Annotated in this window: 12 protein-coding genes; 3 read left to right on the top strand and 9 right to left on the bottom strand. The window is 72.9% G+C overall.

The genetic code is table 11. From position 1 onward, the window contains the following. Window positions 1-17: 17 nt before the first annotated feature. The 6 genes from E7Z53_RS15420 to E7Z53_RS15395 all read right to left on the bottom strand — a co-directional run bounded on the left by E7Z53_RS15420 (window position 18) and on the right by E7Z53_RS15395 (window position 6,394). Complete coding sequence (locus tag E7Z53_RS15420; RefSeq protein ID WP_017834111.1) at window positions 18-1,349, bottom strand: deoxyguanosinetriphosphate triphosphohydrolase; 1,332 nt, start codon at window positions 1,347-1,349, stop codon at window positions 18-20. 30 nt (window positions 1,350-1,379) lie between these two features. After that, window positions 1,380-2,558 (bottom strand): tRNA dihydrouridine synthase DusB, encoded by a 1,179-nt coding sequence (gene dusB / locus E7Z53_RS15415; RefSeq protein ID WP_017834110.1) that lies wholly within the window; start codon window positions 2,556-2,558, stop codon window positions 1,380-1,382. Window positions 2,559-2,637: 79 nt separating this feature from the next. Continuing rightward, window positions 2,638-3,378 carry a maleylpyruvate isomerase family mycothiol-dependent enzyme gene (locus tag E7Z53_RS15410; protein ID WP_176338149.1) on the bottom strand — a complete coding sequence of 247 codons (741 nt, stop codon included), beginning with the start codon at window positions 3,376-3,378 and terminating at the stop codon, window positions 2,638-2,640. Between the two features lie 24 nt (window positions 3,379-3,402). Continuing rightward, on the bottom strand, window positions 3,403-4,230 hold the full coding sequence (locus tag E7Z53_RS15405) for a fumarylacetoacetate hydrolase family protein (protein ID WP_095651359.1): 828 nt from the start codon (window positions 4,228-4,230) through the stop codon (window positions 3,403-3,405). Window positions 4,231-4,346: 116 nt separating this feature from the next. Then, the gene (locus tag E7Z53_RS15400; protein ID WP_095651358.1) at window positions 4,347-5,447 is read right to left on the bottom strand and encodes a cupin domain-containing protein; all 1,101 of its coding nucleotides are present in this window, start codon (window positions 5,445-5,447) and stop codon (window positions 4,347-4,349) included. 143 nt (window positions 5,448-5,590) lie between these two features. After that, window positions 5,591-6,394, bottom strand: coding sequence for an IclR family transcriptional regulator (locus tag E7Z53_RS15395; RefSeq protein ID WP_031283171.1), 804 nt, complete (start codon window positions 6,392-6,394; stop codon window positions 5,591-5,593). A gap of 158 nt (window positions 6,395-6,552) precedes the next feature. Between E7Z53_RS15395 and E7Z53_RS15390 the strand changes: the two genes are divergently transcribed. Further along, the gene (locus E7Z53_RS15390; protein WP_255219611.1) at window positions 6,553-7,860 is read left to right on the top strand and encodes an MFS transporter; all 1,308 of its coding nucleotides are present in this window, start codon (window positions 6,553-6,555) and stop codon (window positions 7,858-7,860) included. A 34-nt stretch (window positions 7,861-7,894) separates the two neighbouring features. After that, entirely contained in the window at window positions 7,895-9,169 is a 1,275-nt protein-coding gene (locus E7Z53_RS15385; RefSeq protein WP_109268696.1) for an FAD-dependent monooxygenase, read from the top strand. Between the two features lie 99 nt (window positions 9,170-9,268). On the opposite strand, the gene E7Z53_RS15380 is transcribed toward E7Z53_RS15385, so the two are convergent. After that, window positions 9,269-10,249, bottom strand: a complete 981-nt coding sequence (locus E7Z53_RS15380) for a GNAT family N-acetyltransferase (RefSeq protein ID WP_176338148.1) — start codon at window positions 10,247-10,249, stop codon at window positions 9,269-9,271. Then, on the bottom strand, window positions 10,249-11,631 hold the full coding sequence (locus tag E7Z53_RS15375) for a glycine--tRNA ligase (RefSeq protein ID WP_017833819.1): 1,383 nt from the start codon (window positions 11,629-11,631) through the stop codon (window positions 10,249-10,251). Before E7Z53_RS15375 ends, E7Z53_RS15380 begins: the two co-directional genes overlap by 1 nt. Window positions 11,632-11,827: 196 nt before the next feature. Here E7Z53_RS15375 and E7Z53_RS15370 point away from each other — a divergent pair, with 196 nt between their 5' ends. Next, window positions 11,828-12,070 carry an RNA-binding S4 domain-containing protein gene (locus tag E7Z53_RS15370; RefSeq protein ID WP_035926391.1) on the top strand — a complete coding sequence of 81 codons (243 nt, stop codon included), beginning with the start codon at window positions 11,828-11,830 and terminating at the stop codon, window positions 12,068-12,070. On the opposite strand, the gene E7Z53_RS15365 is transcribed toward E7Z53_RS15370, so the two are convergent. Next, window positions 12,054-12,740, bottom strand: coding sequence for an alpha/beta hydrolase (locus E7Z53_RS15365; protein ID WP_176338147.1), 687 nt, complete (start codon window positions 12,738-12,740; stop codon window positions 12,054-12,056). The genes E7Z53_RS15370 and E7Z53_RS15365 overlap by 17 nt on opposite strands. Between the last annotated feature and the right edge of the window lie 54 nt (window positions 12,741-12,794).

Here is a 12,794-nt window from a genome sequence, read left to right as displayed (position 1 = left end):
CGCTCCGGTGGGACGGCTCACCAGAGCGGCTTGTCCCCCACCCGCCAGTGGGTGCCGCGGATCCGGTCGTGCAGGGACACGGCGGACAGGTCGGTGAGGGACGCGATCTGGTCCACCACGAGGCGCAGGCGGGCGGCCTCCGTGCCCGGCCCGTCGCCGAGGTCGTGCCAGTCGGCGGTGAAGGCGGGCGAGAGGAAACGGCCGTCGGAGTCCATCAGCGCCCCCACCAGGATCGAGAGCACCTCCTGCTGGTTGTCGTAGATCGGCTGGGCGTCGCGCACCGTGATGACGTAGGTCGTGGCGATGCCCTTGAGCACGCCGATCTCCTCCGTGGTCCCCTCCGGCACCACGAGCTGGGCGTCGTAGCGGGTCAGCGGGTCCTCGCCGTAGATGTCCCGGGTGGCGCCGACCGCGGACATCGCGAAGCGGCCGATGAGCTGGCTCGTCATGTTCTTCAGCCGGGCGAGGTCCTTGCGGGACCCGTCCATCTCCCGGACCCACAGGGACGAGTCCTCGAGGCGGGTCAGGGCGGCGTCGAGGGACTCCGGCGCGGCCTCGGGCAGGTACCAGCGCCGGGTGAGCTCGAGCACCCGGTCCCGCTGGGTGGTGTCGGCGAGCCAGCCCAACTGCACGAGCCCGGAGGCGATCGCGTCCTCGACGTCGTGCACGGAGTAGGAGATGTCGTCCGAGAGATCCATGACCTGGGCCTCGAGGCACTTGGTGCGCGCCGGGGCGCCGTCGCGCAACCACGCGAACACCGGCAGGTCGTCCGTGTAGACCCCGAACTTCGGGGACCTGGTCCCGTCCGGGCGCAGCGGCGCCTCGTGGGCCTCCCAGGGGTACTTGCACACGGCGTCCAGCACGGCGCGGGTGAGGTTCAGGCCGGCGGGCCGCCCGTCGTCGTCGAGCACCTTGGGCTCGAGCCGGGTCAGCAGGCGCAGGGTCTGCGCGTTGCCCTCGAAGCCGCCGATGTGCTGGGTCAGCCGGTGCAGGGCCGCCTCCCCGTTGTGCCCGAACGGCGGGTGCCCGAGGTCGTGGGAGAGGCAGGCGGCGTCGACGACGTCGGGGTCGCAGCCGAGCATCCGGCCCAGCTCCCGGCCGATCTGGGCGACCTCGAGGGAGTGGGTCAGGCGGTTGCGCACGAAGTCGTCGGTGTCCGGGGAGACGACCTGGGTCTTGGCCGCCAGCCGCCGCAGCCCCGAGGAGTGCAGGATCCGGGCGCGGTCCCGCTCGAAGTCGGAGCGGTACTTGTTGTGGTGGTCCTCCGCCACCCAGCGCGCGACGTCGCGGGCCTCGTAGCCCGGGGCGGGCGCGCCGGTGCGGTCGATCTCGATGGACGTGTGGGGCATGCCCGGTCCTTTCCGTGTGGTGGGGACGGCTCAGCCGCCGGAGACGTCGAGCTCCGCCGCGACCAGCCCCAGCCGCTCGGCGTCCCCCAGCTCGCGGGAGCCCAGCCAGCCGTCCGGCAGGTGCGGCTTCTTCGGGGAGCCGGCGCGGCCGCGCGGGCCCTCGACCGCCTCGCCCGGGTAGCCGAGGGACAGGTCGAGCTCGTCCAGCAGCTCGCGCAGGGTCGCGAGATCCGGCACCTGGGCCATCCTGGCGCGCAGCTCACCGCCCACCGGGTAGCCCTTGAAGTACCACGCGACGTGCTTGCGGATGTCGCGCAGCCCCTTGGCCTCGTCGCCGAACATCTCCACGAGCAGCTCGGCGTGGCGGTAGATCGTGCGGGCGACCTGGTCCACCCCGGGGCGGAAGCGGTCGGGGCGGCCCTCGAAGGCGGCCTGCAGGTCCCCGAAGAGCCAGGGCCGGCCCTGGCAGCCGCGGCCGACGACCACGCCGTCCACGCCGGTCTGCTCGACCATGCGCACGGCGTCCTCGGCGCTCCAGATGTCCCCGTTGCCGAGCACGGGCACGTCCGGCAGGGCCTCGCGCAGCTGCGCGATGGCGTCCCAGTCCGCGGTCCCCGAGTAGTGCTGCTCGAGGGTGCGCCCGTGCAGGGCCACGGCCGCGACGCCGCTGTCGCGGGCGATCCGGCCGGCTTCGAGGAAGGTGAGGTGGCCGTCGTCGATGCCCTTGCGCATCTTGACCGTCACGGGGACGTTCCCGCGGGAGGCCTCCTGGACGGCGGTGCGCACGATCGCGGTGAACAGGTCGGTCTTCCAGGGCAGGGCGGAGCCGCCGCCGCGCTTGGTGACCTTGGGGACGGGGCAGCCGAAGTTCAGGTCGATGTGGTCGGCCCGGTCCTCCTCGACGACCATCCGCACGGCCTGCCCGACGTGGACGGCGTCCACGCCGTAGATCTGGATGGAGCGGGGCGTCTCGTCCGGGTCGTGGTCGATGATCCGCATCGACTCGGGCCGGCGTTCCACGAGGGCGCGGGCCGTGACCATCTCGGTGACGTACAGGCCGCCGCCGTACTCGCGGCACAGCCGGCGGAACGCCTTGTTGGTGACCCCGGCCATCGGCGCCAGCACCACGGGGACGTCGATCGTGAGCGCGCCCAGGTGCAGCGGCGGCAGGTCGAGCCGGGCGGGGTGGTTCTCGGTACGGGTGTCCATCACCGGGGAATTCTCTCACGGACGGCAGCGGCGCAGGGCCCCGGGGTGCTCCCCGGGGCCCTGCGCCGGCCGGCGCGGGTCAGATCCAGCGCGGGTTCGCCACGTCGGCGCCGGCCTCGAGGCGGGCCCCGCCGCGCCCGGAGGCCCACTGCGCGACCGCGGCCAGGTCCCCGCGCACCAGGATCCCCGCGTCCTGGCCGGCGCCGGCCCCGAGCTCACCGAGCTCCGGGGCGTCACAGACCTGGATCCGCAGCCCGGGGTCCTTGTCCTGTCCCGCCCAGTTGCCGGTCACGTCCTTCAGCAGCCGGGTCAGGACCTCGGCCGGGACGTCCGAGAAGCGGGCCCCGTTGTCGAGGTCGACCGCGTGGATCCAGACCTCGCGGTTGCGCATCCAGACGGTCTCCGTGGCCGGCACGGTCCTGCCCTGGGCGGTCCGCACCTCGTGGCTCCACGCCGCCTCCGGGGTGTCCCGCCACTCGACGTTCAGGGACACCGAGGCGTGGTCGTTGAGGTGGCGCAGCGCCCGGGCCGGCAGGGTCGCCCCGTAGGCGATCTCCTGGTTGCGGGCCTGAGGGGAGGAGTACATCGGGGTCTCCACCCCGGTGTTGGCCCACTGCACGAGCCGGGTCAGGGCGCGGGCGTTGTAGCCGACGTGGGCGATGACGTGCCGGCGGGACCAGCCGGGCAGCAGCGAGGGTCCGTCGAGCTCGTCGTCCGTGAGCTCGTTGACCTTGCGGGACCAGAACGCCGTGCCGCGGCGCACCAGCAGCAGCTGGGCCTTGAGGTCCTCGTCGGTGGTGAGGTCCTGACGGGCGACCATGGCTGACTCCTCTCGTGCCCGCGCTCAGGCGGGGTCGACGATCTTGTTGGTGAGCACGCCCAGACCGTCGATCTCGACCTCCACCACGTCGCCGGACTTCAGGAAGACCTGCGGGTTGCGGGCCCGGCCCACCCCGCCGGGGGTGCCGGTGAGGATGATGTCCCCGGGGTTCAGCGGCAGCATCGTGGAGAAGTAGGCCACGAGGTGCTCCGGGGTGAACAGCAGGTCCCCGATCGAGTGCTCCTGCATGGTCTCGCCGTTGACCCGGGTGTGCAGGACGGCCTGCTTCGGGTCGAACTCGTCGGCGGTGACCATGACGGGGCCCACCGGGGTGGACTTCGCCCAGATCTTGCCCTGCAGCCACTCCTTGGTGCGGAACTGCCACTCGCGCATGGAGATGTCGTTGGCGGCGGCGTACCCGGCGATGTACTGACCGGCGTCGGCCTCGTCCACCTTGTACGCGCGCTTGCCGACGACGACGACGAGCTCGCCCTCCCAGTCCAGCTGGGGGTCCTCGGCGACGGCCTCGATGTCGTCGTTCGGGCCGGTGAGGGTCTCGGTGAACTTGGCGAAGATCGTGGGGTAGGACGGCAGGTCGCGGCCCATCTCCTGGATGTGGCTCTTGTAGTTGAGCCCCACGCACAGGACCTTGCCGGGGTCGGCGACGATCGTCTCGAGCTCGGCGCCGGCGGCCGGGTGCGTCGGCCCGGAGGCGTCGGCGGCGATCTGCTGCCAGTTCTCCTCCGCGAGCAGGGCGCCGAGGTCGGGGCAGCCCTCGATCTCGGTGAACACCTCGCCGTCGAGGCGGGCGGCCGTGGTGGTCCCGTTGGTGCGCAGGGTTGCAAGCTTCATCGGTCAGTGTCTCCTGGGTCGGGATGTGGGGGTCGGTGTGCGGCGGCGCCCGGCGGGGCGCCACGGACGTGGTCCGGCGCGCGGGGCGGTCCGCTCCGCGCGCCGGAGGTGCGGTGCTACTTCTCCTCGCCCTCCACGAAGGTGCGGTTGAAGTTCAGCTTCTCGACGATCGGCTGGTCGCCGAACTTGAACAGGTCGAACCCGGTCTCGGCCTGGATCTGCCAGGCCGTCCAGGACGGGACGACCACCAGGTCGCCCTTCTCCACGACCCGGACCTCGCCGTCGAGCACGAACCGGCCGCGGCCCTCGAAGACCTGGTAGACGCTGGAGCCGACCTCCCGCGTCGTGCGGGTCTCGGTGCCGGGGCGGAAGCGGTGGAACTCGGCCCGGATGGTGGGCATGACGTCCCCGCCGGTGGTGGGGTTCACGAAGCGCACGGCGGCGTGGCCCTGCTCCACGGTGGCGGGGTAGCCCTCGTCCTCGATCGCCAGCTGCTCGGTGAGCGCCCGGTCGGTGTGCTCCCACCGGTAGGCCCCGATCGGGGAGGACACGGTGTTGCCCAGACCCGACAGGGGCCGCAGGCCCGGGTGGCACCACAGCCGCTCGCCGCGGGAGAACTCCGGGGTGGACTCGTCGGTCACCCGGTCGATGCCGAACTCGAAGAACGCGGTGTCGGTGTAGTGCACGAACGGGATGTCGAGGCCGTCGATCCACGCCATGGGCGCATCGAGCTCGTTGTGGTGGCCGTGGAAGTTCCAGCCCGGGGTGAGCAGGAAGTCCCCGCGGGACATCCGCACCGGGTCGCCGTTGACCACGGTCCACACGCCCTCGCCCTCGACCACGAAGCGGAAGGCGTTCTGGGAGTGCCGGTGCTCGGGCGCCACCTCGTGGCCGCCGAGGTACTGGATGGCGCACCACAGGGTGGGGGTGGCGTACGGGCGCCCGCCCAGACCGGGGTTCGCCAGCGCGATGGCCCTGCGCTCCCCGCCGCGGCCCACGGGCACCAGGTCCCCGGCCCGCTCGGCCAGCGGCAGCAGGTTCTTCCACTCCCACACGAACGGGACGGCCGCCGAGGCCGGGGCCTCCGGCATGAGGTTGCCGATCTCCGTCCACAGCGGGACCATGTGGCCCGACTCGAAGTCCTGGTAGAGGGCGTCGAGCTGGGCCTGCTCCTGAGGCGTGGGGGCCGGGACCGTCATCTGGTTGTCGTGACTCATGGTGAGCTCCTCGGTGCTCGCGGGTCGCGGGGCGGACCACCCTGCGCTGTGATGTGAGTTACTGGCCACGCTAGAGCAGGCACCGGCGGGACCGGCAATGAATTCTGCTGGATGGAAACTTCCTCCGGTGCTCCACGACCGCTTCACCGGGGCCGGCCGGACTCGATCTCCGCGGCGATCTCGCCCTCGATCTCCCGGCACACCTCCCGCAGCGCCCGGATCACCGCCCGGTCCTCGATCACGCCGGCCCGCTGCACGGGCACGGACACCGACAGGGCGGCCAGGGGGCGCCCCTCGGGATCGCGCACGGCGCAGGCCACGGCGGAGACGCCGCGCTCGGCCTCCTCGCGGTTGAAGGCCAGTCCCACGGAGCGGATCATCGCCAGGGACCGGACGAAGGAGCCGAAGGCGGCCTCGTCCAGGTACTCCCCCACGGTCCGGGCCGAGCCCGTGCGGAACAGCCGCGCGAGGTCCTCCTCGGAGAGGTAGGACAGGAGGAGCTTGCCCGCGGAGGTGGCGGCCGCCGGGAGGACGGCGCCGCGCCGGTCGCCGACCTTGAGCAGCCCCGCCCCCTCCACGGAGCTGAGGAAGCGGACCGTGGTGCCGACCCTGACCATGAGGTTCGTGGTCTCGTGGGTCCGTTCGCTGAGCAGCTCCAGGTAGGGCTGCACGAGAGCGCGCAGCCGGCTGTGCGAGCCGGACTCGGGGACCGAGACGCCGAGCCCCGGCCCCGCGAGGTAGCGGCGGGAGTCGTCCTGGACGGCGAAGCCGCGGTAGACGAGCATCGACAGGAGGCGGTGCGCGGTGGAGGGGGCGACGCCCAGCTCCTGCGCCACGTCCTTGAGCCGCACCCCGCCGGAGTCGCGCAGCATCTGGAGCAGGCGCAGGACGTTGTCCACGGACTGCAGGGAGTAGGCCGGCTTCCGCTCCAGGTCCTGGTTCTGCACGGGCCCAGTCTAGGCGCCCGCCGCACCCCGATGGAGATCCACGACACACCGTTTGTTCCATCCAGCAGAATAAGTTTCGGGGCGTGTCGGTCACGGGCACATCCTGGTGTGACGCGCCGCACGCCGGTGGCGCCCCTCACCTGTGAAACGGAGTCCCGATGTCCGCAACGGCTCTTGCCGCCGCCGCCCCGCCCGCCCCGGTGGGCCGGCGCGCCCGATGGATCGCCGTGCTGGTCTGCTGGCTGCTCATCGTCTTCGACGGCTACGACCTCATCGTCTTCGGCACGGTCAAGCCCTCCCTCATGGAGGAGTGGGGGATGTCCCAGGCGACCGCCGGCACGGTGGGCTCCTCGGCGTTCCTCGGCATGATGATCGGGGCGGTCTTCGCCGGGCGGCTCTCCGACGGGCTGGGCCGGAAGAAGACGGTCGTCTGGTGCACGGTGGTGTTCTCCCTGGCGACCGTGGCGTGCGCCGTGGCCCCCGACGAGTGGGTCTTCGCGCTGCTGCGCCTCGTGGCGGGGCTCGGCCTGGGCGGTCTCGTGCCCTCGGCCAACGCCCTCGCCGCGGACTTCATCCCGCCCCGGTGGCGCTCGGCCATGGCCACGCTCATGATGTCCGGCGTGCCGATCGGCGGCTCGCTCGCCGCCCTGACCGGCATCCCCGTGATCCCGGCGGACTGGCTCGGCTGGGAGGGCTGGCGGTGGATGTTCGTCTTCCCCGTCCTGGCCCTCGTCGTGCTCGTGCCCGTGGCCCTGAAGGTGATCCCCGCCGACCCCGGCCCGGAGCAGCGGGCCGCCGCGGCCGCCGCGCAGATGCACGGGCCCGGCTTCGGGTCCCTGCGCCGCCCGCCCCACCTGACCATGAGCATCCTGTTCGCCGCCGCCACCCTCGCGACCCTCTTCGCCTGGTACGGGCTGGGCACCGAGCTGCCGAACCTCATGCGGCTGCAGGGCGCGCAGATCGGCGGGGCCCTGACGTTCGCGCTCGTCCTCAATCTCGGCGCGGTGCTGGGCTCCGTGCTCACGGCCTGGGCCGGGGACCGGTTCGGTCCGGTGCTCACCGGCGCCGTCGCCTCGGGCGCCGCCGCGGCCGGGCTGCTCGTGATCATGGTCGTCGGCGACGAGCCGGTCTGGCTGATCTACCTGATGCTCGTGCTCGCCGGTGTCGGCACGCACGGCACGCAGTCCCTGATCATCGGCGCCATCACCCTGTACTACCCGGACAGCCTCCGCGGCACCGCGCTCGGCTGGGCCCTGGGCGTGGGGCGCATCGGCGCCGTCCTCGCCCCGCAGACGGCGGGGCTCGTGCTCGGCGCCTACGCCGACCCCGCCGACGGCGTCCACCCCGTGTTCCTCCTCTTCGCGGGTGCGGCGGCCGTCGCCACGGTCCTGCAGTTCGCCCTCCTGCCCGTCATCACCAAGGCCCGCCAGGCGCCCCGGGTCGTACGGACCCAGCCGGTCGCCTGACACCGTCCAGCACAGCTCGAAAGGAATCACCACCATGGCACAGCACACCAAGGTCCTCGTCATCGGAGGCGGCATCGGCGGCTTCGGCAACGCCCTCGCCCTGCGCCGGCTCGGCGCGGAGGTCGAGCTCGTGGAGCAGGCCCCCGAGTTCGGGGAGGTCGGCGCCGGCCTGCAGATGTCACCCAACGCCACCCGCCTGCTGCGCGAGTGGGGGGTGCTCGACCGGGCCGTCGAGACCGGCGTGGCCCCCCGGTACATCGTCTTCCGCGACGCCCTCACGGGCGAGGAGCTGCTGCGGGAGGACGTCACCGGCGAGTACTACGAACGCTACGGCGCCCCCTACATCGTGGCCCACCGCTCGGACCTGCACCGCCTGCTCATGGAGGAGTGCGCCGAGCTCGGCGTGAACCTGCACAACAACGTCCGGGTCGCGAAGACCGAGAACGTGGAGGTCGACGGGCGCGCCGTGGCCCGGGCGACCGCGGACGACGGCCGGGTCTTCGAGGCGGACGCGATCGTCGCCGCGGACGGGATCAGGTCCGTGGTCCGCGCGCAGCTCTCCGACGACCAGCCCGTCGGCTCCGAGTACGTGGCCTACCGCGGCGCGCTGCCGATCTCGCAGATCACCCACGCCGGGGACATGGAGGCCGTGGTCGTGTGGATGGGCCCCGAGTGCCACCTCGTGCAGTACCCGCTGCGCCAGGGAGAGCTGTTCAACACCGTGGCCGTCTACCGCTCGCCGTCCTTCGCCGCCGGTCAGCTCGTCTACGAGGGCGACGCCGAGCTGCGCGAGGCCTACCGGGACTGCGTGCCGGAGGTCCGGGCGGCGCTCGACAACCTCAGCCACGTGCAGCGCTGGCCCATGTTCGACCGCGTGCCGATCGAGAACTGGGTGGACGGCAACATCGCCCTGGCCGGCGACGCCGCGCACCCGATGCTGCAGTACCTCGCCCAGGGCGCCTGCCAGGCCCTCGAGGACGCCGCCGCCCTGGAGGCCATCGCCGCGCGGTCCGTGTTCGCGGACCCGGAGCACCACGACGCCTCCCGGTGGAACGCCGTGTTCCGGGAGTACAACGCCGTCCGCCAGCCGCGCACCGCGCGGATCCAGACGACGGCGCGGGTGTGGGGCGAGTCCTGGCACCTCACCGGCCCGGTCGAGCGGACCGTGCGCAACATGCTGTGGAAGTCCGCGGACCGGCACGGCATCTGGGACTACACCGACTGGCTCTACGGGGAGCAGGACTACACCGGCGCCGAGGCCGGCGACCGGGCCGAGGTCCGGCGCGTCGACGCGAGCACGGCCGGCTGAGCCCGTCCCCGCGCCGGCCGGACCCGGCGCCGGCACGCGGGAGGCCCCGGCACCTCGAGGTGCCGGGGCCTCCCGCGGGCCGGTGCTCGGCCCGTGCGCTCAGTCCCCGGCCTCCGCGAGGACGACGGAGGTCTCCACGACCGTGGCGGCGCCGGCCGCCAGGAGGTTGTCGACGACGGCGGTCAGCGGCTCCATCGACCCGTCCACCTGGAACTGCACGGGGTGGTGGTGGGCCAGCAGCGCGAGCAGCTGCTCGAGCGCGGGACCTGCCGCGGCGTCCCCCGGCGTCCAGCCGAGCACGACGTGGGCGGGCTCGTCCGGCGCGTTCTCCGGGACGGGGGCGCCGGGGGCGGCGTCGAGCTCGACGGGCCGGTAGCTCACGGCGAACGCGGAGATCCTGCCCCGCTCCCCCGGGCCCACGCCGTTGCGCAGCACGAGCGCCCCGAAGGCGTGCGCGGCGTCGGAGAGGAACAGCTGGTTGACCCGTCCCACGGACAGGTCCGCCGGCTCGTCCCAGGCGTGCACGGCCCGGTAGAACGCCCACAGCGCCCGGGTCAGCTCGACCGAGCCGGTGGCCAGGTCCTCGACGGCCTGCGCCGGTGTCCCGTCGGGGTGCTCCCGCAGCGGCTGGAGGGGCAGGGCCCCGGCCGCCACCCGGACCACGCGCGAGTCCTGGACGGGGTCCAGGCCGGCGGCCCGGGCGAAGCGCTCGCCGGCCGAGCCGGGCGCCGCCTTCGTGCGCAGGGCCTGCACGCCCGAGGGCGAGCCCGCCGCCTCGGTGCGCAGCCGCTCCAGCAGGGCGCGCCCGAGCCCTTCGCCGCGGCGGTCGGGGGCGACCTCCACGTAGGCCCACAGCCTCGAGGGGTGCAGCGCCGACTCGTAGACCGTGCCGGCGGCGACCGGCACGCCGGAGTCCTCCGCCACGACCGTGCGGGACCACGGGGCGTCGTCGTCGGGGCGCAGCGTCGCCCGGAAGGCGGCGGCCTGGGGCGTCTCCGGGGCGGGCCACACCTCGAGCAGCCGCAGGTCGTCCCCGTCCCGCCAGGGCCGCAGCCCGGGGCCGGTCAGCGCGCCGCTCATCAGCGGACGAGCTTCCCGGCGAGGTAGGACTTCACCTGGTCGAGGGCCACGCGCTCCTGGGTCATCGCGTCCCGCTCGCGGATGGTCACGGCCTGGTCCTCGAGGGTGTCGAAGTCCACCGTGATGCAGAACGGGGTGCCGATCTCGTCCTGGCGGCGGTAGCGGCGCCCGATCGCCCCCGAGTCGTCGAAGTCGATGTTCCAGTTCCGGCGCAGCTCGGCGGCCAGGTCCTTGGCCTTCGGCGAGAGGTCCTCGTTGCGGGACAGCGGCAGCACCGCGGCCTTGACCGGGGCCAGGCGCGGGTCCAGCTTGAGGACCGTGCGCTTGTCCACCCCGCCCTTCGAGTTGGGAGCCTCGTCCTCGGTGTACGCGTCCACGAGGAAGGCCATCATCGACCGGGTCAGGCCGAAGGACGGCTCGATCACGTAGGGGACGTAGCGCTCGTTGGTCTGCTGGTCGAAGTAGCTGAGGTCCGTGTTGGAGTGCTCGTTGTGCACGCCCAGGTCGTAGTCGGTCCGGTTGGCCACGCCCATGAGCTCGCCCCACGGGTTGCCCTGGAAGCCGAACCGGTACTCGATGTCGATGGTGCCGGCGGAGTAGTGCGCCCGGTCGTCCTCGGGGACGTCGTAGCGGCGCATGTGGTCCGGGTCGATGCCGAGGTCCGTGAACCAGTTCCAGCACGCCTCGACCCACTCGTCGAAGAAGTGCCCGGCCTCGGACGGGTGGGTGAAGTACTCGATCTCCATCTGCTCGAACTCGCGCGTGCGGAAGATGAAGTTGCCGGGGGTGATCTCGTTGCGGAACGCCTTGCCGATCTGCCCGATGCCGAACGGCGGCTTCTTCCGGGCGGCGGTGACCACGTTGTTGAAGTTCACGAAGATGCCCTGGGCGGTCTCGGGCCGCAGGTAGTGCAGGCCCTCCTGGTTGTCGACCGGGCCGAGGAACGTCTTGAGCAGCCCGGAGAACTGCTGCGGGTCGGTCCACTGGCCCTTGGTCCCGCAGTTGGGGCAGGGGATCTCGGCCATGCCGTTCTCGGGGGCGCGGCCCTTCTTCTCCTCGAAGGCCTCGACCAGGTGGTCCTGGCGGGCGCGCTTGTGGCAGGAGGTGCACTCCACGAGCGGGTCCGTGAAGGTCGCCACGTGACCCGAGGCCTCCCACACGGCCTTCGGGAGGATGATCGAGGAGTCGAGGCCCACCATGTCCTCGCGCCCGCGCACGAAGGTCTGCCACCACTCGTGCTTGATGTTCTCCTTGAGCTCCGCGCCGAGGGGCCCGTAGTCCCAGGCGGAGCGGGAACCGCCGTAGATCTCACCCGCCTGGAACACGAAACCGCGGCGCTTGGCCAGCGAGATGACGTTGTCCAGCGTGGACTTGGGGGCCATGTGGGATTCCTCCAGGGTCTCGCCCGACCGCCGGCTGCGGACGCGCGTGGTGGGTGGTGTGGCCCGGCGGTGCGCCGGGCGGGGACCGGCCGTCGTCGGCCGTCACGAACGAGGACGCCGCGGGCGACGTCCTCGTCCCAGGGTAGCCAATTCCCGCCGTGCCCGCCGACCGGACGGGACCTGGGACAATGGGGGCATGACGACTCCCCAGCAGCCCGGCGGCCCCGACGAACTGCCCATCCGCGACGACATGATCCGGCTGGGCCAGGCGCTCAAGCTGGCGAACCTCGCCGAGGACGGGGCGCACGCCCGGGGCCTGGTGGAGGACGGTCAGGTCTCGGTCAACGGCGAGGTCGAGACGCGGCGCGGCCGGCAGCTGCACCCGGGGGACGTCGTCTCCGCCGGGGGCGCCTCGGTGCGGATCACCGCGGGCGGCTGACCGGGCGGTCCGGGTCCCCCAGCACCACCTGGGTGAGGTACTCGCGCACGTGCCCCACCTCCTGCGGGCTGATCCCGTGGCCGACCCCGGTGTAGTGCACCTTCATGACGTCGGCGTGCTCCAGCGCCCACTCGGCGGTGGAGTCGACGAGCTCCTGCGGGATGACCGGGTCCTGCGGGTCACGGCCCCAGAACATCCGCAGCGGCCGCTCCCGCAGCTGCTCGTCGGCGAACAGGGGGTGCTCGCCGGGGACCACGAAGCCGGAGAGCCCCACCACGGCGGCGATCTCGCCCGGCATGTGCCGGGCGAGGGACGTGGCCATGGCCATGCCCTGCGAGAACCCCAGCAGCGTGGTGCTGGGGTGGTCCGCGGCCAGCTCCCGCAGCCACGCCGCGACGGGCTCCACGGCCTCGGCCACCCGGTCGAGGGAGAAGCTGAGGTCCGCGGCGAGCGGGAACCACTGGTAGCCGGACCCGGCGGGCTGGGGAGCGCGCACGGACGCCACGCTGAACTCGCCCGGCAGGGCCGGGACGAGACCCATGAGGTCCTGCTCGTGCGAGCCGTAGCCGTGCAGGAGCACGAGCAGCGGGGTGCCGGGGCGGGCGTCGGCGTCCCTGCTCCACACGGCGAAGGGGGTGGCGGTCCCGGTCGGGACGGTGGCGTCGGTCATGGCACCAGTGTGCCACCCGGTCCCGGGGCCCGCGGCGCGGGCGCGTGGACGCCC

The sequence above is a fragment of the Kocuria salina genome (assembly GCF_013368965.1).
Lineage (GTDB): Bacteria > Actinomycetota > Actinomycetes > Actinomycetales > Micrococcaceae > Kocuria > Kocuria rosea.
This window is presented reverse-complemented; position numbering and strand designations above follow the sequence as displayed.